The 19,638-nt window shown below is 59.3% G+C and carries 17 protein-coding genes; 5 read left to right on the top strand and 12 right to left on the bottom strand.

The window, feature by feature from the left end; translation table 11 throughout:
* Positions 1–4: 4 nt before the first annotated feature.
* Together ppx and CPY51_RS01440 are read left to right on the top strand one after the other, a co-directional pair.
* The gene (gene ppx, locus CPY51_RS01445; protein ID WP_111158268.1) at positions 5–1,525 is read left to right on the top strand and encodes an exopolyphosphatase; all 1,521 of its coding nucleotides are present in this window, start codon (positions 5–7) and stop codon (positions 1,523–1,525) included.
* A gap of 71 nt (positions 1,526–1,596) precedes the next feature.
* Positions 1,597–2,085, top strand: a complete 489-nt coding sequence (locus CPY51_RS01440; protein ID WP_146260062.1) for a hypothetical protein — start codon at positions 1,597–1,599, stop codon at positions 2,083–2,085.
* Positions 2,086–2,190: 105 nt separating this feature from the next.
* Here CPY51_RS01440 and CPY51_RS01435 read toward each other — a convergent pair whose 3' ends face one another.
* The 5 genes from CPY51_RS01435 to CPY51_RS01415 form a co-directional block, all read right to left on the bottom strand.
* Entirely contained in the window at positions 2,191–3,549 is a 1,359-nt protein-coding gene (locus tag CPY51_RS01435) for an esterase-like activity of phytase family protein (protein ID WP_111158266.1), read from the bottom strand.
* A 71-nt stretch (positions 3,550–3,620) separates the two neighbouring features.
* Complete coding sequence (locus tag CPY51_RS01430) at positions 3,621–4,712, bottom strand: adenylate/guanylate cyclase domain-containing protein (RefSeq protein ID WP_111158616.1); 1,092 nt, start codon at positions 4,710–4,712, stop codon at positions 3,621–3,623.
* A 131-nt stretch (positions 4,713–4,843) separates the two neighbouring features.
* Positions 4,844–5,989, bottom strand: a complete 1,146-nt coding sequence (gene rnd, locus CPY51_RS01425; protein ID WP_111158265.1) for a ribonuclease D — start codon at positions 5,987–5,989, stop codon at positions 4,844–4,846.
* A gap of 84 nt (positions 5,990–6,073) precedes the next feature.
* Complete coding sequence (locus CPY51_RS01420) at positions 6,074–7,465, bottom strand: multicopper oxidase family protein (protein WP_111158264.1); 1,392 nt, start codon at positions 7,463–7,465, stop codon at positions 6,074–6,076.
* Between the two features lie 89 nt (positions 7,466–7,554).
* Positions 7,555–8,793, bottom strand: a complete 1,239-nt coding sequence (locus CPY51_RS01415; protein WP_111158263.1) for an MFS transporter — start codon at positions 8,791–8,793, stop codon at positions 7,555–7,557.
* Positions 8,794–9,016: 223 nt separating this feature from the next.
* On the opposite strand from CPY51_RS01415, the gene aspS reads away from it, so the two are divergent.
* Entirely contained in the window at positions 9,017–10,807 is a 1,791-nt protein-coding gene (gene aspS / locus CPY51_RS01410) for an aspartate--tRNA ligase (protein ID WP_111158262.1), read from the top strand.
* Between the two features lie 71 nt (positions 10,808–10,878).
* Here aspS and CPY51_RS01405 read toward each other — a convergent pair whose 3' ends face one another.
* Positions 10,879–12,036 carry a serine hydrolase domain-containing protein gene (locus CPY51_RS01405; RefSeq protein WP_111158261.1) on the bottom strand — a complete coding sequence of 386 codons (1,158 nt, stop codon included), beginning with the start codon at positions 12,034–12,036 and terminating at the stop codon, positions 10,879–10,881.
* A gap of 65 nt (positions 12,037–12,101) precedes the next feature.
* Between CPY51_RS01405 and CPY51_RS01400 the strand changes: the two genes are divergently transcribed.
* Entirely contained in the window at positions 12,102–12,746 is a 645-nt protein-coding gene (locus CPY51_RS01400) for a TetR/AcrR family transcriptional regulator (RefSeq protein WP_420820653.1), read from the top strand.
* 48 nt (positions 12,747–12,794) lie between these two features.
* Here CPY51_RS01400 and CPY51_RS01395 read toward each other — a convergent pair whose 3' ends face one another.
* The gene (locus CPY51_RS01395; RefSeq protein ID WP_111158259.1) at positions 12,795–13,985 is read right to left on the bottom strand and encodes a hypothetical protein; all 1,191 of its coding nucleotides are present in this window, start codon (positions 13,983–13,985) and stop codon (positions 12,795–12,797) included.
* Between the two features lie 227 nt (positions 13,986–14,212).
* Between CPY51_RS01395 and parC the strand changes: the two genes are divergently transcribed.
* Positions 14,213–16,465, top strand: coding sequence for a DNA topoisomerase IV subunit A (gene parC / locus CPY51_RS01390; protein ID WP_111158258.1), 2,253 nt, complete (start codon positions 14,213–14,215; stop codon positions 16,463–16,465).
* A gap of 16 nt (positions 16,466–16,481) precedes the next feature.
* On the opposite strand, the gene CPY51_RS01385 is transcribed toward parC, so the two are convergent.
* The 5 genes from CPY51_RS01385 to hemB form a co-directional block, all read right to left on the bottom strand.
* Positions 16,482–16,871, bottom strand: coding sequence for a type II toxin-antitoxin system death-on-curing family toxin (locus tag CPY51_RS01385; RefSeq protein ID WP_111158257.1), 390 nt, complete (start codon positions 16,869–16,871; stop codon positions 16,482–16,484).
* On the bottom strand, positions 16,871–17,092 hold the full coding sequence (locus tag CPY51_RS01380; RefSeq protein WP_111158256.1) for an AbrB/MazE/SpoVT family DNA-binding domain-containing protein: 222 nt from the start codon (positions 17,090–17,092) through the stop codon (positions 16,871–16,873). Before CPY51_RS01380 ends, CPY51_RS01385 begins: the two co-directional genes overlap by 1 nt.
* A 58-nt stretch (positions 17,093–17,150) precedes the next feature.
* Positions 17,151–17,924, bottom strand: a complete 774-nt coding sequence (locus tag CPY51_RS01375) for an arginyltransferase (protein ID WP_111158255.1) — start codon at positions 17,922–17,924, stop codon at positions 17,151–17,153.
* A 151-nt stretch (positions 17,925–18,075) separates the two neighbouring features.
* Positions 18,076–18,534 (bottom strand): RDD family protein, encoded by a 459-nt coding sequence (locus CPY51_RS01370; protein WP_111158254.1) that lies wholly within the window; start codon positions 18,532–18,534, stop codon positions 18,076–18,078.
* A gap of 72 nt (positions 18,535–18,606) precedes the next feature.
* Positions 18,607–19,623: a porphobilinogen synthase gene (hemB, locus tag CPY51_RS01365; protein WP_111158615.1), complete on the bottom strand. Its 1,017-nt coding sequence runs from the start codon at positions 19,621–19,623 to the stop codon at positions 18,607–18,609.
* Positions 19,624–19,638 lie beyond the last annotated feature (15 nt).

Genomic DNA, 19,638 nt, shown 5'->3' with positions numbered 1-19,638 from the left:
TTGCATGGTGGAATCAGAAGCCCAGGGGCGCCTTCCCGGAATTGCCCCTGTTTCCGTCGTTGACATCGGTTCGAACTCCGTCCGCCTGGTGGTCTATGAAGGTCTGTCTCGGTCGCCGACCATTCTTTTCAACGAGAAGGTGCTTTGCGGTCTCGGCAAGGGCATAGCTTTGACCGGAAAGATGGACGAGGACAGCGTGCTGCGTGCGCTGAGCGCGCTGCACCGGTTCAAGGCGCTCTCCGATCAGGCCCGCGCCAGCACCATGTATATCCTGGCAACGGCTGCGGCGCGCGAAGCCAGCAATGGCCCCGATTTCATACATCAGGCGGAGACCATCCTTGGCCGCAAGGTCCGCGTGCTTTCCGGCGAGGAAGAGGCGCGCTTTTCAGCGCTTGGCATCATCAGCGGCTTCTTCAGTCCCGACGGCATAGCCGGTGACCTCGGCGGCGGCTCGCTCGAACTGATCGACATCAAAGGCAAACAAATCGGCAAGGGCATAACGCTTCCGCTCGGCGGGCTGCGCCTTTCAGAATATGCCTCCGGATCGTTGGCCAAGGCGCACAGCTTTGCCCGCAAGCACGTCAAGACCGCAAAGTTTCTGGGCAACGGCGAAGGGCGCACCTTCTACGCGGTCGGCGGCACGTGGCGAAACATCGCCAAGCTGCATATGGAAATTCGCAAATACCCGCTGCACATGATGCAGGGCTACGAGCTTCCCCTCGACGAGATGCTGCGCTTTCTCGATCAGGTCGGTCTGGCCAAGGACAGCAAGGAACCGGCTTTTCAGGCGATTTCCAAACATCGCCGCTCGCTCTTGCCATTCGGCGCCATTGCCATGCAGGAAGTGCTGATGGCCATGAAGCCGGCCACCGTCTCCTTCTCGGCGCAAGGCGTTCGCGAAGGCTATCTCTATTCGCTGTTGACCGAGCACGAGCGCAACGCCGATCCGCTGCTTGCCGCTGCCGGCGAACTGGCGATCCTCAGGGCGCGATCACCGGAACACGCGCGCGAGCTCGCAGACTGGACGGGCCGGATGATGCCGTTCTTCGGCGTGGCCGAAACCGAAGAGGAAAGCCGCTACCGACAGGCCGCCTGTCTTCTGGCCGACATCAGCTGGCGCGCCCATCCCGATTACCGCGGGCTGCAAGCGCTGAACGTCATCGCCCACTCGTCCTTCGTCGGTATAACCCATGCCGGACGCTCGTTCATCGCCCTGGCAAATTATTATCGCTACGAGGGATTGAGCGACGACAGCGCCACCGGTCCGCTGGCGACGATCGCAACGCCGCAATTGATCGAGCGCGCAAAGCTGCTCGGCGGCCTCTTGCGCGTCGTCTATCTGTTCTCGGCGTCGATGCCCGGCGTGGTGCGCAACCTGACGTTCCGCCGTTCACGAAGCCCCGATGTCGATCTCGAGTTCGTCGTGCCGCCCGAATACCATGACTTCGCCGGCGAACGACTCGACGGTCGCCTGCAGCAGCTCGCGAAACTGACCAACCGAAGATTGACGTTCGTATTCGAATAGGTCAATATACAGCCTTTAGTTGATATATTATTATCGCGAGGCTCATTCTGGCTACTTATTTGAGCGAGGCAGTGAAAATGATTGTCGTCGCCGCATGCGCTGCAGCCTTGGCGCATTCCGCGATAGTGGTTACCAGGGTCGTTGGCACCTATCGGCCGGATGCAAACGCCGGTGTATCGAACGCACCGTCGGCGGAGGAGGCTTCCTTTGTCATCGACAACACGCGGGTAACATTGCAGCGCTATGCCAGCGAGCTGGCGGGATATAAGCGCTACCTCATCGTCGAGAGCGGCAAAGGACAAAAGATTCGCGCTGAGCTCGATAAAGACCCTGGGGGATGGGGACATTTCGATATTTGTGAGACGATGGAAGGTGATATCGCCCTTTTGAACACCTCGCCGCATGCCAGCCCGGGTAACAAGGCCTACGTTGTGCGCTTGGGCCAGAACCCCCGGGTAGTTCAGGCCAAGGCACCATTGGTGAAATGCGTTCGGCCCATCGGTGTCTTCGGCAACGGTCCTGATCAGGACTACGCTTTCCAGGAAATCTCCAGCGAGTAGCGTGGATATCGGTCGCGCCTGGAAGCTGCAGAACGGACAGTGTGAGGTGTCGCGCCTCCAACGAAAGGCGCGACATCTTCAATTCAGATATTGTCCTTCAGAACGCTACTTCGCGTTCAGGAAATCACCGACTTCCAACAGGCTAAACTCGTTGTCGTCAGGTTTGTTGAGTGCGCGGCCTGCTGAAAATGGCAGGTTGTTGTCGTTGGCGACGACGATATGCGTGTCGTCGACGCGATCGACATTCTCAATAGTCAGGAAGGGCATGTCGTAGTAGCCGGGACCGCCGCCCTGGAGCTTCTTATTGTCAGGGTCGTTGATATGCATCAGGTCGATGTAGCCGATCTTGCGAACGGCCTTGCCGACATTCGCGTCGTTCATCTCGATCTTGTAGATTTTCTTGTGCTTGGCCGGGGTGGCAAAGCAATCCGGCTTCGGCGCTTTCGGATCGGCGCATGCCTTGTCTGCCGTGCCCTCGCCATTGTCGCGCTCGATGACGAGTGCAGTCGTCGCGTCAAGCATGTTGAAGTCACCGATGGATTCGCCAAGGTCGCTGAACGCGTAGAGCCAGGTCCGTCCGGTCCAGCTCTTCGAAGCAACGTTGAATTCGACGATCCGTAGGGCAGGGTGGTCATCCACCTTCTCGACCGTGCCGTCGTCCTGGTAGAGAGCGCCCTCGAGGAGAGCATAGAGCGTCTTGCCGTCCTTTGACATGGCAAGCCCTTCAAAGCCACGGGAGCGCTTGAGGTTGAAAGCCGGCATTTTGTCCGTCGGGCTGTTCGGCAGGCTGATCAACGGATTGTCCGGCGAGAGCACAGCCTTGCCGTTTACAACAGTCGAGATTACGTCGGTCAGCTTTCCCTCAGTGTCGACCTTGATCAGATAGGGACCCAGTTCGTCGCCGATCCAGAAACCGTCGGCAACCGGCTGGATAGACTCGATGTCGAAGTCGGCGCCAGTCAGGTAGCGCTTGGTGGCGCCTTCGAGGGTAATCGGGAAGGGTGCCTTCATGTCGGGGTCGGAAAGGAACAGGTTCTTGACCACCTCGACCTTGCCGCCTTGCCAATCGAATTTGATATTATGCAAGAACAGCGTGGCGTCGCTCGAAGTCGCCTTCGAACCGAAGCCATTATCGGTCAGCGTCCAGAACGTGCCGTCCGGCATTGTCTTGATGCCCGAAAAACCCTGGACAGGTTGACCGTCGAAGGGAAGCGACAGGCCTGTAGGGCGATTGCCGTCCATCCCGGGGACTGTGCCGAGGCCCTGCGCGCGTTTGCGGTCGGGCGTCCAGAATTTGCCGGAGGTTTTCACGAATTCCGGTGCGTCGCTCGGCGCCGGGACGATCGTATTTGCGGGAAGAACGGCTTGAGCAGTTAGCTTTGCCGGGAAGGCCCTTTCCTCGGCGGATGCGGATGCTGCAATCAAAAGGAAGATCGCCGTGGAGGCAAAAAGACGTTGAAGCATAAATCACCTTGTTAAACTACGTTGGGCAGAAAGCCCCGATTAACAGGCGGTCGATGTCAGGCTGTTGACGTTCAGGTGAAGCTTCCGTGACGATGCCCGGCATCGAGGCGTCGGAGATTTGATTCACTGAGCCGCGACGCCTTAGGCTCCGCACGAGCCAGTGCCACGACGCCAAGCGCCTGACCTCTTCCCCTGACAGCATGCTCGCCCAGATCTTCGGCCACGATATCGTCGGGAAGCATCAGTCGATTTGCGAGATCGGCGGATATCAGCACCGGTCTTTCCAGCGTCTTGCAAAGGGTCTCGAGCCGCGCCGTGGTGTTCACCGTGTCGCCGAAATAGGTGATCTTGTGATGGTCGACCCCGATTTCGGCCGTGATGATGAACCCACCGTGCAAAGCGGCACGCACCCGCGGCACCTGACCGTATGTCTGCAGCCAGAATTCGGAATTCTTCTCGATGTCGGCCAGGATATCGAAGACGCAGCGGATGCAGCGGCCGTTCTTGATGCCACGCTCCAGCGGCCAGGTGATGATTGCCGCATCGCCGATGTAGTCGTCGATGGCGCCTCGATGCTGCCAGACATGCTCCGCATAGGCGCCGAACAGCGAGCCGAGATATTGCTGCGCACGCAGATCGCCGTATTTCTCCGCAAAAGCGGTGGAACCGACCAGATCGATGAAGAGGAACACGCGCTCCTCGGGCACCGGATTGCGGTACCGGCTGGTCAGCAGGCTGAAGAACACGTCCCGCCCCAGAAGCTCCCGGACACGCACAACGAACACCACGACTGCCGACATCGCCAAGGCGTAGAGGAACACGTCCATCGGTAATATGGTGACCTGGGCCCACGTTCCGGTCAGTACCCCGAGCGATTTAAGCAGGCTGCCGGCGGCCGCAAAGCCGATGCTGATCAGCCCGAAGTCGATGACGAGCGCCGACGCGATGAAAATCGGTGTCGGCAGTCGGTGGATCCGGTGGAAAAGGCTGGGAAAGAACATGCCCCGTTCGAAAGCCAGTATCGGGATGCCGCAAAACAGGGCGAAGATCGCGCCGATATAAAGCCTGCCGGGTTCGCCGAACAACAGATTGTAGAGCATGCCGGACGCGGCAACGAAGATCGCGATGAAAATCCAGTTCAGCGCCGAGGATAGGTTTCTCATCATGGCGGTCCCGTACGGCCGCGGACATCCGTCCGCCCCGTCTATTGTTTCCGCCAAAATAAGGCCGTCAAGCGGAATCAATCGCAGCGGCGGCGAACCGCGTTCCCACAACTCCGGACAGAGAATACCGCCTAGAGGTTGACGGTCTCGACCTTCTTGCCGACGAAACGCAAGGCGACCTGGCCCTGTATCAGCCGCAGCGCCGTTTCCCCGAAGAGATCGCGGCGCCAGCCGTGTAGCGCGGCTACATCGGCCTTCTCGCCTTCCGCTGCGATCCTGTCTATGTCTTCGCTGTTGGCGATGACTTTCGGAGCAACGCCGTGTTTTTCAGCGATCAGCTTCAGCAGGACCTTCAGAAGTTCTGCCGCCGCCGCCGTTCCCTCGGGCGCCTGATTGTGGCGAGGAACATGCGGCATATCCGCCTTTGGCAGCGCAAGTGCCTCGTTGATGGCTTCAAGCACGGCAGTGCCCGAGGACGATCGCTCCCAGCCTTTCGGTATAGTGCGCAAGCGGCTGAGTGCCTCCATATCCCTAGGCTGCTGTTGGGCGATCTCGTAGATGGCGTCGTCCTTGAGGACACGGGAACGTGGCACATTGCGGCTGCGCGCTTCACGCTCGCGCCATGCCGCAACATACTTCACCACGGCCAGTTCCTGCGGCTTGCGCAGCCGCATCTTCAGACGCTGCCAGGCATCGTCAGGGTGAATATCGTAGGTATCGGGTGATTCGAGGATCGCCATCTCCTCCGCAAGCCACGATGCGCGGCCTTCGCGCTCCAGCTGGTCGCGAAGCGAGATATAGACGTCGCGCAGGTGGGTAACGTCCGCCAACGCGTAATCGAGCTGCTTTTCAGAAAGCGGCCGGCGGCTCCAGTCGGTGAAGCGCGACGACTTGTCGATCTGTTCGCCCTTGATACGGCTGACGAGCTGGTCGTAGGAGACAGAGTCCCCGAAGCCGCAAACCATTGCCGCGATCTGGGTGTCGAAGACCGGATGCGGAATGAGATTACCGCGGTTATAGATGATTTCGATGTCCTGGCGCGAGGCGTGAAACACCTTCAAAACGTCAGGGTTCGCCATCAAGTCGAAGAGAGGCTGGAGATCAATGCCCGGAGCCAGCGGATCGACCAGAACTTCGGTGGTCATGCTCGCCATCTGAACCAGGCAAAGCACTGGCCAGAACGTGGTCTCTCGGAGGAATTCCGTATCGATGGTAATGAATTCTGACTTGGCCAGCTCTTTGCAGGCCGCCTCCAGTTCGGCAGTTGTTTCGATCATTTGAACACATTCATCGGAAAATACTTCGTTAACCTTCCTTCCCCTTTCGGTTCAAGATGTCAATATCATTGCAGCGTCACACACTTAAACCACGCGCAGATAACTCGTCATACCAGTCTTTTGATGCTCGATGATGTGACAATGCAGCAGCCAGTCACCAGGATTGTCGGCGACCAGACCGAGTTGCACCTTCTCGTTCGGCTGGATGAGATAGGTGTCGGACACGAACGGCATCACCTCGCGGGCCGATGAGGAAAGCACCGTGAAGCTCATGCCGTGGAGATGGATCGGGTGCGCGTGCGGCGTCAGGTTCTCCATGTCGAACACATAGCTCCTACCGAGTTTCAGCTCCGAAAGCGGCGCGGTTGGATCAGGCGTGTCGCCAGGCCACGGCACCTTGTTGATCGCCCAGAAGCTGTAGCCGAGCGAACCGCAAATGCTGTTGTCGGCGGTGTTTTCCGCCGTCGAGCTCAGGATCAGCGGAATGTGCTCGGCGGACGACGGATCCACAGACTTCACCGGGTTGGCCTCAAGCAAAGCCAGATCGCCGACGTCGCGCTTCAACGACGTGCCTACCGAGCGAAACTTCGCCAGTGTCTTCGGGGCCGTGCCGCGGATATCTTCTAGAGTGGCGATCGCACCCTCGCTATCGGGCATCCGCACGGCCAGCTCGAGCCGCTGGCCCGGCCCTAGCTGCAGCACGTCTAGCGGAAAGCGCTTCGGCACGGGATTGCCGTCGATCGCGATGACGGTCGCCTCGGCGCCCTCCATCCTGAACGAATAGATGCGCGTGACATCGGTAATCGCAAGCCGCAGGCGAAGAAGCCCGCCGGAAGGAGCGTCGTACTGCGGCTCGACCTGCCAGTTCGCCGTCCGAACCGTCCCGTACGTGCCCGACTTCGCCGCATCGCGCGGGCGAAATTGCTCGATGAACTGGTCATCGCCGCCAAGCCGCCAGTCGCGCAGGTTGATGACGATCTCCTTGTCGAACTGCGGATCGCCGGGGTTCTCGACGACGATGACGCCGGTCATGCCGTGGCCCATCTGGATCAGCGTGTTGCAATGAGGGTGGTACCAGAAAGTCCCGGCATCGGGCGGCGTGAAGGCGTAGTCGAACTTGTCGCCGGTATAGACATAGGGCTGCGTCAGAAACGGCACGCCGTCCATGTTGTTGGGGATGCGCAAACCGTGCCAGTGGATAGTGGTCGGCTCGTCGATGCCATTGATCAGCCGAGCGGCGAAGGGTTCGCCCTTGCGCATTCGCAAGACAGGCGGCATCCCGTCGGAACCGTAGCTGAGTACATCCCTGGTCGGGCCGGTTCCTGTCAGGTTGGCTTCAATTTTTGCCGTCTTCAGGATTTGCGGTTCCGGCGCCGCCTCGGCCCGGCTGAATCGGCCCGCAAGCCCAAGTCCGACGCCGTAGACGCCCGCAACGGCAGACGCTTTGAGCAGATTGCGGCGCGTGAGGATAGGCATGCAGACTCCGGACGATAATCAATGCGCGCTCATGTTTAAAGTTGACTGTCGATTTCAGCAATACCGCTGCACCGAGCAAACTGCCGCAGCTACGGCTTGTCGCGCTCCGAGGGCGGCGTCGCCAACTTGTTGAAGAAGGTCGACGTTCGAAGCAGGTTGCGGAAGCGCATGCTGCGCCGCTCGGTCGGAACGCCCTCGCGCACGGTCATCCGTTGCAGGGTGTAGAGCATGAACAGGAACAGCACGACGGCCATGTACGCGAAGAGGACACGCGGGCCGAACATGTCGAGCATGAACGACGCGAATAACGGCCCGACGATCGCCCCGACCGACCAGAAGAACAGGGTGCCGGCTGAGACAAGCGCGTGCTGGCCTTTCGCCGCATGATCGTTGGCATGCGCCGAGCAAAGCGAATACAGCGGCATGCAGAACGCTCCGAAGACGAAGATGCCCGCAAAGTTTCGCCATTCGTTGCTGCCCGCCAGAAACGACAGGAACAGGCAGGCCGCGAGCGAGCCGAGCGACGAGATCAGGATGATCAGCCGCCGGTCCAGTCGGTCCGAATAGGCGCCGAGCGGATATTGCAGGACGATCCCCGCGAAGATGCCGACACTCATGAAGGTGGCGATCTCCGTGACCGAAAGGCCGATGCCCTGCGCATAGACCGGCCCAAGTGATCGGAAGACGGAGTTCGTCAGGCCGACGACGATGCAGCCGATTGTCGCCAGCGGCGATATGTTCCACAGCGTCTTGATGTCAAAACGGATCGCCTCCGGCGCGCCGGGGCTCGACCGGTCGGCAAACGAGATCGGCACCAGTGAGAGAGAAAGCGCCATCGAGATGACGGCGAAGAGCTGGAAGCCGGAGATGCCGACGGAGGGGATAAGATATTGAGCCAGCGTCACCGAGCCGAGGTCGACGAAGCGGTAGATGGAAAGCGTGCGGGCGCGGTTTGAGTTGGTGACGCGCGCATTCAGCCAGCTTTCGACCACCGCAAAAAGTCCGGCGAAACACAGCCCCTGCATCAGGCGCATGCTGAACCAGAACCACGGCACGATCAGAAGTGCCATGGCGATGGACGCCGCCGACGCGATTGCGGCCAATGCCGAGAAAGTCCTGATGTGCCCGATCGACCGCATGATGCGAGTGACATAGACGCAACCGAGGGCGAAGCCGATATTGTATCCCGTGCCGACAAGCCCGATGGTGGAGGCCGAGAAACCTTCCTGCAGCGCTCGCAGTGAAATGAAGGTCGCCTGCAATCCGTTGCCGCCGATCAGGATGCCGGCGGTGATGAGCAGGGGGATAAGCGGTTTGATCTGGCTCATCGGGAAGGGGCCTGTGCGATATCTTAGCGGGAATCGATCCCCGACGAAGCATGATTGCCTTTCTATGCACGCTTTCAGTATAAAGACAGTTCAAACGCGACGGCCTGCGGCAAGTCTTGACAAATCAGGCCGGCCATGCGCTTTTCCGCCCGATTTTCTTGATGGGGAGCAAGCGGCCTGACGCCTGCTGCGACCGCCATCCGCCAAGTCCAGGAATGATAAAATGCATCGCTATCGCAGCCATACATGCGCCGCTCTGCGCAAGTCCGACGTCGGGTCCACAGTCCGGATTTCCGGCTGGGTCCATCGTGTTCGCGACCATGGCGGATTGCTGTTCATCGACCTTCGCGACCACTACGGCATGACGCAGATCGTCGCCGATCCGGATAGTCCGGCCTTCAAGCAGGCCGAGACCGTTCGCGGCGAATGGGTCATCCGCATCGACGGCCTCGTCAAGGCCCGCACCGAGGACACCGTCAACAAGCAGATGCCGACCGGCGAAATCGAACTCTATGCCCAGGAAATTGAAATCCTGTCGGCTGCCAAGGAATTGCCGCTGCCGGTCTTCGGCGAGCCCGATTATCCCGAAGACGTCCGCCTGAAGTATCGCTTCCTCGATCTGCGCCGCGAAACGCTCCACAAGAACATCGTCAAGCGCACCCAGATCATCGCCGACATGCGCCGCCGCATGAATGAGATCGGCTTTGCCGAATACTCCACGCCAATCCTGACGGCATCCTCGCCGGAAGGTGCGCGCGACTTCCTGGTGCCTAGCCGCATCCACGAAGGCAAGTTCTTCGCGCTCCCGCAGGCCCCGCAGCAATACAAGCAGCTCCTGATGGTGGCTGGTTTCGACCGCTACTTCCAGATCGCACCCTGCTTCCGCGACGAAGACCCGCGCGCCGACCGTCTGCCGGGTGAATTCTACCAGCTCGACTTGGAAATGAGCTTCGTCGAACAGGAAGACGTCTGGACTACCATGGAGCCCGTCATTCGCGGCGTCTTCGAGCAGTTCGCCGAAGGCAAGCCGGTAACGCAGACGTTCCCGCGCATCCCCTATGACGTCGCGATCCGCAAATACGGTTCCGACAAGCCGGACCTCCGCAACCCTATCGAAATGCAAGCCGTCACGGAACACTTCGCCGGCTCCGGCTTCAAGGTCTTCGCTGGCATGATCGCCGCGAACCCGAAGGTCGAGATCTGGGCGATCCCGGCAAAGACCGGCGGCAGCCGCGCATTCTGCGACCGCATGAACGCATGGGCTCAATCGACCGGCCAGCCCGGTCTTGGCTATATTTTCTGGCGCAAGGAAGGTGAAAAGCTCGAAGGCGCCGGCCCGCTCGCCAAGAACATCGGCGAGGAACGTACGGACGCGATCCGCACGCAGCTTGGGCTCGGCGATGGCGACGCCTGCTTCTTCGTCGCCGGTGATCCGGCCAAGTTCTACAAGTTCGCAGGCGAAGCCCGCACTCGCGCCGGTGAGGAACTGAACCTCGTCGATCGCGACCGTTTCGAATTCTGCTGGATCATCGATTTCCCGTTCTACGAATGGCTCGAAGACGAGAAGAAGATCGATTTCGCCCACAACCCGTTTTCGATGCCACAGGGCGGCATGGATGCGCTGAACAACCAGGAACCGCTGTCGATCAAGGCCTACCAGTACGACCTGGTCTGCAACGGCTTCGAACTCGCCTCAGGCTCTATCCGTAACCAACTGCCCGACGTCATGGTCAAGGCGTTCGAGCTGACCGGCAAGTCGAAGGAAGAAGTCGAGGAGCAGTTTGGCGGCCTCTACCGCGCCTTCCAGTACGGCGCGCCTCCGCATGGCGGCATGGCAGCCGGCGTCGACCGCATCATCATGCTTCTCGTCGGTGCAAAGAACCTGCGCGAAATCTCGCTGTTCCCTATGAACCAGCAGGCACAGGACCTCCTGATGGGTGCTCCGTCCCCGGCAACGCCGGCCCAGCTGCGCGAACTGGCACTGCGGGTCGTGCAGCTGCCGAAGAAAGACTGAGCTTTTTTAAAGTAGTCACAAAAAACCCGGCGAACGAATTCGCCGGGTTTTTTCATGGAAACGTCCAGCGGCTAAAGCGCCGAGTAGACTGCGTCGCGAAGATCGATTGTGAACTGGCCCCACATGCCCTCAAGCGCTGTGTTCGTCAACGCTACGACCGTCAGCTTTTGCACCGGGTCGACAAACCAGCTGTGGCCATAGGCGCCGCCCCATTTGAAGGTCCCTTTGGAGAACGGAACCAACGCCGCTTCCGGGTCCACGATGACGGACCAGCCAAATCCGAAGCCGACGCCCGGCAGAAACGCTTGGTGGGTGCCCCCGGCCTGATCGACAGTCATCACGTTGACGCTGTCCTCAGATAGCAGAGGTGCACCACCCTTTCGTATTGCCTCGAGCACGACGAGAACGTCGTCCGCGGTTCCTGCCATGCCCGCACCACCGGATTGATACGAGTTCGGATCGAATATTCGGCTCGGCGCGAAACTGACGGAGCCGGTCAGCGCAGGGACAGACGCGGTCTCCGGCATGAGTAGCGGCTCCGGTTCCGCAGTTTGATATGCCGCCGCGAGCCTGCTGCGATCTCGCACTGAAAACGCCGTTTCGTGCAAGCCGAGCGGATATGTAATTAGATTCTTGATGACGTCCCCGAGCGGCGAGCCGGTCTCGCTCTCGATCACGCCGCCGAGCACATCCATGGCCAATGAATACTGCCAGGCGCTGCCGGGAGCAAAGCTCAGGGGAACCGTCGCGATCCGGCGGAGATTTTCTGCGAGCGATAATCCCGGTTCTGCAAGGCCGTCCGAAACACCCGCTGCGGCATAGGGACCATCGGTCTCGTGAAAGCCATAGGACAGGCCTGCGGTATGTGAAAGCAGATGCCTGACGAGGATGACGGCATCGCTACCATCAGGCAGTTTTGGCCGAAAGTCCGGAAGCCATTTCGTGATCGGATCGTCAAGGCCGATCCTTCCCTGTTCGACCACCCGCATGGCCGCAATCGCCGTGAACGGCTTGGTAATCGATGCCAGCCGGAAAATGGCATCCTCCTTCATCGCCACCTGATTTTCGCGATCGGCCAGCCCGGCGGCTCGGCGATGGATAAACTTTCCGTCTTGCGCGATCAGAACGACCGCGCCGACCAGCCGTTTGCTGGCAATTGCAGAATCGATAGCCGCGTCGACAGCGTTGCTGAGCGGCACTGCGGAAAATGTTTTGGATGGAAGACTCATGGCTGAACACCTATATAATCACAACGACCGTTCCTGAATAGCAGAAGCGGCCTCATAATTCTAGAGTGATCACTGTGAAAAATATGAATGATGCGAAAAAAACCCCAGTGAAGCCTCGCGGCCGACCGCCTGCGTTCGATCGCGAGACCGTCCTGGCGTCCGCAAGGGAGACATTCTGGCAGCACGGATACGAGGGAGCCTCGATTGCCGACCTGACGGCCGCCATGGGAATAACCCCTCAAAGTCTCTATGCGGCCTTCCGCTCGAAGGCCGGGCTCTACAAGGAAGCGCTCGACCAATATCGGCGCATGCCGAGGCCGCTGGCCGGCAATCCACTGACGGAAGATGTGGATACGACAACCGCGTTCGATCGCTTCTTGCGAAACTCGGCTCTGCTTTTCAGCGCGCCGGAGCATCCGAAAGGCTGCATGATTTCGACCGCCGTGTTGAATTGCGCTACCGAAAACGATGAAATAGCCGACTATGTCTCCTCGCTCCGAGGCGGGATGCTGCAGGCGTTTATCGCCCGTATCGAACGCGGCATCCACGATGGCGAGATCAGAAAAGGGACCAATGTCGGAGCCTTGGCGCGATTCCTCGGTGCTATCGTCCAGGGCATGTCGGTCCAGGCGCGCGACGGGGCAAAAGGCGAGGAACTCCTGGAGGTCGTCGCTATTGCGATCGGCCAGCTCGCCAGCCACCGCGCATAGAAAACCCGGCGAACCAAACTCGCCGGGTTTGCCGATATCAGAGTTAGATCAGTTGTTGGCCGAAACCTTCAGGCCGATGACGGACGGAATGGTGTTCGGAGCGCCCATGGCCGCGCCGACGATCATCGGGAAGGGAACGGGCTTGGCAGGGGCGGCCGTCACGGTGAAGCTTTTAGGATCGTCGAGATAGCTGGAAACGGCTGCAGACACGGCCGCCTGCAGTTCCGGAATGTTGAGCTGCGCCAGCATGATCGGGGTCAGGCCCTTCAGAGTATTTGCCATCTGGACCCCGGACACGCCCTGAGATGCGCCGGCATAATCGAGCGCCCGCTTGGTGATCGATGCGTCCTTGAAGGTGATTTCGGCACTGTTGAGGGTCAGCTGCTGCATCAGTCCGAGCATCGCCAGACCTGTCGCCTGCTGTGCTTCCGCCTTGTTTGGGTTGGCCTGCGAAGCCTTCATCGTGTCCTGCAGCGATTTCATGAAATCCAGTGTATAGCCTGAAATTCCGAATGCCAGGTCGAGGCGGCCGATGTTGTCGAGATCGATCGCGAAATCCTTGATATCGATCGTTCCGGGCTGAAGCGCCCAGCTTCCCTTCATCGTGACGTTGCCATTGACATGCTGAAGCGCCAGCTTGTTGATCGTATCCTGGGAGGCTGGATCGTCGACCTTGGAAAGATCGGCCTTGATCGCCTTGATGCTGCTGTCGAAGTCAAACCCGGATTTGTCACCGCGCTCTGTCAGATTTGCATCGATGCCTTCAAGCGAAAAGACTTCCAGTCCATCCTTGACGATGTGTATGGGGCCGGCGTGGGCTTTCTGGTAGAGAAGCATACCGTCAAGGCCACTCGCTGTTGCATCGGCTGGAATGGTAAGGCCACTGATCGACATGTCCGTTGCGTTGACGGTGACGCCTTCCTTGGTTGCCGAAAGATCAGGGAAAGCAACCTTGTCGACTTTGTAGCCGCCGGCTTCTTCATCGACACCTGTCATCGTTACATTGCCGAGCTGAGTCCCGGGACCAGCAGCGCTGATCGGCTTGAAGCTGGCACCCTTCAAGGTCACGGTTGAGCCATCGACATCGATGCCATCGGACGCGAGCGACACCCCCTGAATGGCATAGGCTGCATTGATCTTCTTCAGGAGATCGACGCCATCAAGCGCGAAAGCCGAGCTTGCGAACGACAGGATAGCAGCGCTGGACAGCATCAGCCGCGTTGTCCGGTAGAAGGTCATGATGATATTTCCTCGTTGAACATGGTGAAATCGATAATGTCTTTATTCTGCATTGGGACGACGTTCTATTCGTCCTTTCCTAAAATTCCTATGAAAGTCGAGTTAGAAATCGCTGCAATTGCGATTGCGTTACATAGAGCCGCAAATTTTGTTCAAATGGTGCTTCATCCACAGCCCGCTTGCGTCGATTCCTTGCCGGACCGCGGCTTCTCGGCTAGGCAAGGCCCATGGGACAAGAGATTTTGCCGCCTGGCGGTGGCGACGATGGCATTCTTCCGGTTGACCTGAAGGCGGCGCTCGAAGAGCGCTACCTCGCCTATGCGCTGTCGACGATCATGCATCGCGCGCTGCCGGACGTTCGCGACGGCCTGAAGCCGGTGCATCGCCGCATCATTCACGCGATGAGCGAGATGGGCATACGCTCCAATTCCTCGTTCAAGAAATGCGCCCGCATCGTCGGCGATGTCATCGGTAAATTCCATCCGCATGGCGATCAGTCGGTCTATGATGCGCTGGTTCGCCTGGCGCAGGATTTCTCGCAGCGCTACCCGATCGTCGATGGCCAGGGCAATTTCGGCAATATCGACGGCGACAGCGCCGCCGCCTATCGATACACCGAAGCCCGCATGACCGAGGTCGCCTCGCTGCTGCTCGAGGGCATCGATCAGGATGCCGTCGATTTTCGCCTGACCTACAACGAGGAAGACAACGAACCGATCGTGCTTCCCGGGGCGTTCCCCAATCTCCTTGCCAACGGCTCCTCCGGCATCGCCGTCGGCATGGCCACATCGATCCCGTCGCATAACGCCCACGAACTCTGCGATGCCGCCCTGCATCTCATCAAGCATCCCGATGCCACCGTGGAGAAGCTGGTCGAGTTCATTCCCGGCCCGGATTTCCCGACCGGCGGCATCATCATCGACAACCGCGAAAGCATCATCGAGGCCTACAAGACCGGCCGCGGCGGTTTTCGCGTCCGTGCGAAGTGGCAGATCGAGGACCTCGGTCGCGGCGGTTATCAGATCATCGTCACCGAAATCCCGTTCCAGGTGCAGAAGTCGCGCCTGATCGAGAAGATCGCCGAACTGCTGATCGCCCGCAGGCTGCCATTGCTCGAAGACATTCGCGACGAGTCTGCCGAAGACGTTCGCGTCGTGCTGGTGCCGAAGAGCCGCACTGTCGATCCGACGATCCTGATGGAATCGATGTTCAGGCTGACTGAGCTCGAAAGCCGCTTCCCGCTCAACATGAACGTGCTGTCCATGGGCCGCATCCCGCGGGTCATGGCACTGAACGAAGTGTTGAAGGAATGGCTCGACCACCGTCGCGAGGTGCTGCAGCGCCGCTCGCGCTTCCGTCTTGCAGCCATCGAGAAGCGCCTGGAGATCCTCGGCGGCTTCCTGATTGCCTATCTCAACATCGATGAGGTCATCCGGATCATCCGCGAGGAGGATGAGCCTAAACCGATAATGATGGCGCGCTGGAGCCTCACCGACAATCAGGTCGAAGCCATTCTCAATATGCGGCTGCGCTCATTGCGCAAGCTGGAAGAATTCGAGATCCGCACCGAATTCGACGCCCTGACCAAGGAGAAGGCAGAGATCGAGGCGCTTCTCGCCTCCGACGACAGGCAGTGGGCGACGGTCGCCTGGGAGATTGGCGAAGTAAAGAAAAAATTCGCCAAGGCAACCGAACTCGGACGCCGCCGTACGCAATTTGCCGATGCGCCGGAAGCCGATCTCGAAGCCATCCAGCAGGCGATGATCGAGAAAGAGCCGGTTACGGTCGTCGTCTCGGAAAAAGGCTGGATTCGCGCTCTCAAAGGACATATCGCGGATAAGTCGACGCTCACCTTCAAGGAGGGTGATGCGCTCAAGGTCGCTTTCTTCGCGCAGACGACCGACAAGGTCCTGATTTTCACGACCGGCGGCAAGGCATACACGCTCGGTGCCGACAAGCTGCCCGGCGGTCGCGGCCACGGCGAGCCCTTGCGCATCATCGTCGACATGGAAAACGACCAGGACGTGCTCACCGCTTTCGTCCACGATCCGTCCCGCAAGATGTTGCTCGTATCCACCGAGGGAAATGGTTTCATCGTCTCGGAAGCGGAGATGGCTGCCAATACCCGCAAGGGCAAGCAGATCATGAATGTCGCGATGCCTGACGAGGCGAAGCTGATGTTGCAGGTCAGGGGCGATCATCTCGCCGTCGTCGGTGAGAACCGCAAGATGCTTGTCTTCCCGATCACCCAGATACCGGAAATGTCGCGCGGCAAGGGCGTTCGCCTGCAGCGCTTCAAGGACGGCGGCGTATCCGACGTCCGCTTCTTCTCGATTGCCGAAGGCCTGATCTGGGCCGACAGTGCCGGCCGCACGTTTACCAAGACGAAGGAAGAACTTGTCGAATGGCTCGGCGATAGGGCGGGAGCCGGACGTACCGTGCCGAAGGGCTTCCCGAGGACGGGCAAGTTCTCGGGGTGACCGGACGCGTCGAAGATCAGGCGGCGAGGGGGATTGTCACATCCCTTAGGAAGCGCAATGCACCTTCTTCGTCGATTTCGCCGGCGGCGACGGCAATGACAAAGGTATAGAGGTGCACATCGTTCGTCTCGATCTCGTAGCCATTATCCATCAGAAAGACAGCCGCCGCGGTGATGGCGATGCGCTTATTGCCGTCGATGAAGGCATGGTTCTTGACCAAGCCGAACAGATAAGCCGTCGCTAGCTCGACAATGTCGTCACAGCCGTAGCCAGCCTTGTTGATCGGGCGGGCAAGCGCGGATTCCAGCATGCCTTCGTCGCGGAGCCCGTGGGCGCCGCCGAACCGGTCTATCTGCTGCTTGTGGAGTTCCTCGATCAGGGGTCGCGAAAGAAAATTGACATCCATTATTCGGCAAGTTTCTTCAGTGCGATCTTGTACTTATCCATAAAACGATTGGCGTGCTCGATCTGACGCGAGAAATCTGCCTCGACCGGCTGCATCTGCATGCCGCCGTTGTTGGTCACGAGCTCGAGCTCATCGCCCGCTTTCAATCCCAGGCGATCAAGGACTTCCTTCGGAATAATCACACCTTCCGAGTTGCCGATCTTTCGAATGACCACGTTCATAATATTGGGCTCCAATGTAATAACCTAGTTATAACATGTGGTGCGCGGTCAGGCAATATCAATCGCTGCCATCATGGAGATCGGAAAGATCTGGCCGCTCCCATCCGCGCGGGGTCAGGTGCTCCTGCGGCTGGAATCGCGTCTTGTAGTCCATCTTGCGCGAGCCTTTGACCCAGTACCCAAGATAGACGTGGGGGAGGCCGAGAATGCGGGTGCGCTTGATATGGTCGAGGATCATATAGGTACCGAGCGAGCGCCGCTCGTATTTTGGATTGAAATAGGAATAGACCATCGATAACCCGTCGCTCATGACATCGGTGAGCGCTGCCGCCAGCAATTCGCCTTTCGGGCGTTCTTCGAGCCCGGAACCTTCTTCGCGCAGGCGATACTCGACGATGCGAGTATTGACATGGGTGTCCTCGACCATGATCGCATAGTCCAGAACAGTCATGTCGGACATGCCGCCCTGCTGGTGCCGATAGTCGAGGTATCGACGGAACAGGGAGTATTGCTCGCTTGACGGCTGGGCTGGGAATTCAGTTGCGATGATATCTGTATTCGACGCCTGAATTCGCTTCATCGAGCGGGTCGGCTCAAATTCCTGCGCAAGGATGCGCACGGAGACACAGGCGCGGCAGGCTTCGCAGGCGGGCCGATAGGCGATGTTCTGCGATCGACGGAAACCACCTTGCGTCAGAATGTCGTTCATCTCGGCAGCACGCGGGCCGACCAGATGTGTAAAGACCTTCCGCTCCATCTCGTTCGGCAGATACGGGCAAGCCGCAGGGGCCGTCAGGTAAAACTGGGGAGATGGTGTTGCCTGCGTATTCATTTGCAGCCAATCAACCTTTCGCTCGACGTGATGCTCTTACAAGCATGGCGTAAGTTTGGAAAACGTCAACTGCTTGACCGGGTCGGTCGATCCGCATTGCGCGCTTTATTTGGAAGGAATGGTCCCCGGCCGAAAATCCGCGCACTTGCCCTCAGAGCGCGCGCACAGTCACCGTGCCGATCAACAGGTCGTGCAACAGCCGGCTGCGTTCCGTAAACAGGCCGACAAGCAGAATGAGCGGCGTGAGAACCGAGTTCAAGATCCAGAACAACGCCAGATGCACGATCGCGGTCAGGAAATCGATACGCTGTCCATCGACACGCGCCATCGAAATACCCATCGCCCGCATGCCGAGAGACGCCTGGCTCGGCCCGCCGACCGTCAGGCCGAAATAGATACCGGCCACGATCACATAGAGGGCAGGATATAGAAAGAAGCCGAGCCCCAAGGTCGCGATCGACACGAAGAACAGGATGATTGCCGCGGGAATGCACAGCAACGCAATGATCACGTAGTCGAGGATGAAGGCGAAGACACGCCGACTGAGCACGCCACTGTAGGCGCGCCAATCGTCCGGTGCCGCGTAGAGCGGGTTTTGGTTCAAGCTCATCGTTTTCGTCCTTTGCGTATATCTTCTAAAAATATGGTGGGCCTCGAGAGAATACAATAAGTGCTGCTCAACTTATCCTCTTTTCGCCAGCAGCTTTGCAACCTCGGGCGCGAAATAGGTCAGGATGCCGTCGCAGCCGGCACGCTTGAAAGCAAGCAGCGTCTCGAGCATCACCCGTTCGCCATCGATCCATCCATTGGCGGCCGCAGCCTTGATCATCGAATACTCGCCTGAGACCTGATAGGCGAATGTCGGCAGCCCGAAGGCTTCCTTCATCCGCCAGCAGATGTCGAGATAGGGGAGGCCGGGCTTCACCATCAGCATGTCGGCGCCTTCCTCGACATCGAGCGCCGCATCGCGCAGCGCCTCGGTGCCGTTTGCGGGATCGATATAATACGTCTTCTTGTCACCCTTCAGCAGGCCGCCGGTGCTGATCGCCTCGCGGTAGGGGCCGTAGAAGGCGGAACTGAACTTCGTCGCATAGCTCATGATCCCGACATCCTGGTGGCCAGCGGCATCGAGTGCGCGGCGGATCGCGCCGATGCGCCCATCCATCATCTCGGAAGGAGCGATGATGTCGGCCCCGGCCGCCGCCTGAACGACCGCTGCCCTTGCCACCTGTTCGACCGTTTCGTCGTTGACGATCTGGCCCGCGCGCAGGATGCCGTCATGACCATGGCTGGTGAAGGGATCGAGCGCCACATCGGTAATGATGCCGATATTCGGCACAGCGTTCTTGATGGCGGAAGTCGCCAGATTGATCAGGTTGTTGCGCTCGAGGCTGTTGGAACCCGTCTCGTCGCGCAGGTGCATCTCTATATTGGGGAAGGTCGCTATCGCCGGGACGCCAAGATCGGCGGCTTCCTTTGCAGCCTCGACAGCCCTGTCGACCGTCATGCGATTGACGCCGGGCATAGCGGCAATGGGTTCGGAGATGCCGGTACCGGGAATGAGAAAGATCGGCCAGATCAAATCGTCGACTGTCAGGCGGTTTTCCTGCACCAGACGGCGCGTCCAGTCAGCCTTGCGGTTGCGACGCATGCGGCGATGGCCGGTGATTTCGTCAACGAGGTGCGTCTTGTCCTGCATGGTCCCGTCGTCCTT

Origin of the sequence: Arminella tubonensis, assembly GCF_003240585.1 — a bacterium.
GTDB lineage: Bacteria > Pseudomonadota > Alphaproteobacteria > Rhizobiales > Rhizobiaceae > Rhizobium > Rhizobium tubonense.
This window is presented reverse-complemented; position numbering and strand designations above follow the sequence as displayed.

Bases quoted from the DNA above. Each gene is read 5' to 3' on its own strand.
- ppx (WP_111158268.1), top strand. From the start codon at position 5: ATGGTGGAATCAGAAGCCCAGGGGCGCCTTCCCGGAATTGCCCCTGTT.
- CPY51_RS01435 (WP_111158266.1), bottom strand. From the start codon at position 3,549: ATGCTTCAACGTCTTTTTGCCTCCACGGCGATCTTCCTTTTGATTGCA.
- CPY51_RS01430 (WP_111158616.1), bottom strand. From the start codon at position 4,712: ATGAGAAACCTATCCTCGGCGCTGAACTGGATTTTCATCGCGATCTTC.
- rnd (WP_111158265.1), bottom strand. From the start codon at position 5,989: ATGATCGAAACAACTGCCGAACTGGAGGCGGCCTGCAAAGAGCTGGCC.
- CPY51_RS01420 (WP_111158264.1), bottom strand. From the start codon at position 7,465: ATGCCTATCCTCACGCGCCGCAATCTGCTCAAAGCGTCTGCCGTTGCG.
- CPY51_RS01415 (WP_111158263.1), bottom strand. From the start codon at position 8,793: ATGAGCCAGATCAAACCGCTTATCCCCCTGCTCATCACCGCCGGCATC.
- aspS (WP_111158262.1), top strand. From the start codon at position 9,017: ATGCATCGCTATCGCAGCCATACATGCGCCGCTCTGCGCAAGTCCGAC.
- CPY51_RS01405 (WP_111158261.1), bottom strand. From the start codon at position 12,036: ATGAGTCTTCCATCCAAAACATTTTCCGCAGTGCCGCTCAGCAACGCT.
- CPY51_RS01395 (WP_111158259.1), bottom strand. From the start codon at position 13,985: ATGACCTTCTACCGGACAACGCGGCTGATGCTGTCCAGCGCTGCTATC.
- parC (WP_111158258.1), top strand. From the start codon at position 14,213: ATGGGACAAGAGATTTTGCCGCCTGGCGGTGGCGACGATGGCATTCTT.
- CPY51_RS01385 (WP_111158257.1), bottom strand. From the start codon at position 16,871: ATGGATGTCAATTTTCTTTCGCGACCCCTGATCGAGGAACTCCACAAG.
- CPY51_RS01380 (WP_111158256.1), bottom strand. From the start codon at position 17,092: ATGAACGTGGTCATTCGAAAGATCGGCAACTCGGAAGGTGTGATTATT.
- CPY51_RS01375 (WP_111158255.1), bottom strand. From the start codon at position 17,924: ATGAATACGCAGGCAACACCATCTCCCCAGTTTTACCTGACGGCCCCT.
- CPY51_RS01370 (WP_111158254.1), bottom strand. From the start codon at position 18,534: ATGAGCTTGAACCAAAACCCGCTCTACGCGGCACCGGACGATTGGCGC.
- hemB (WP_111158615.1), bottom strand. From the start codon at position 19,623: ATGCAGGACAAGACGCACCTCGTTGACGAAATCACCGGCCATCGCCGC.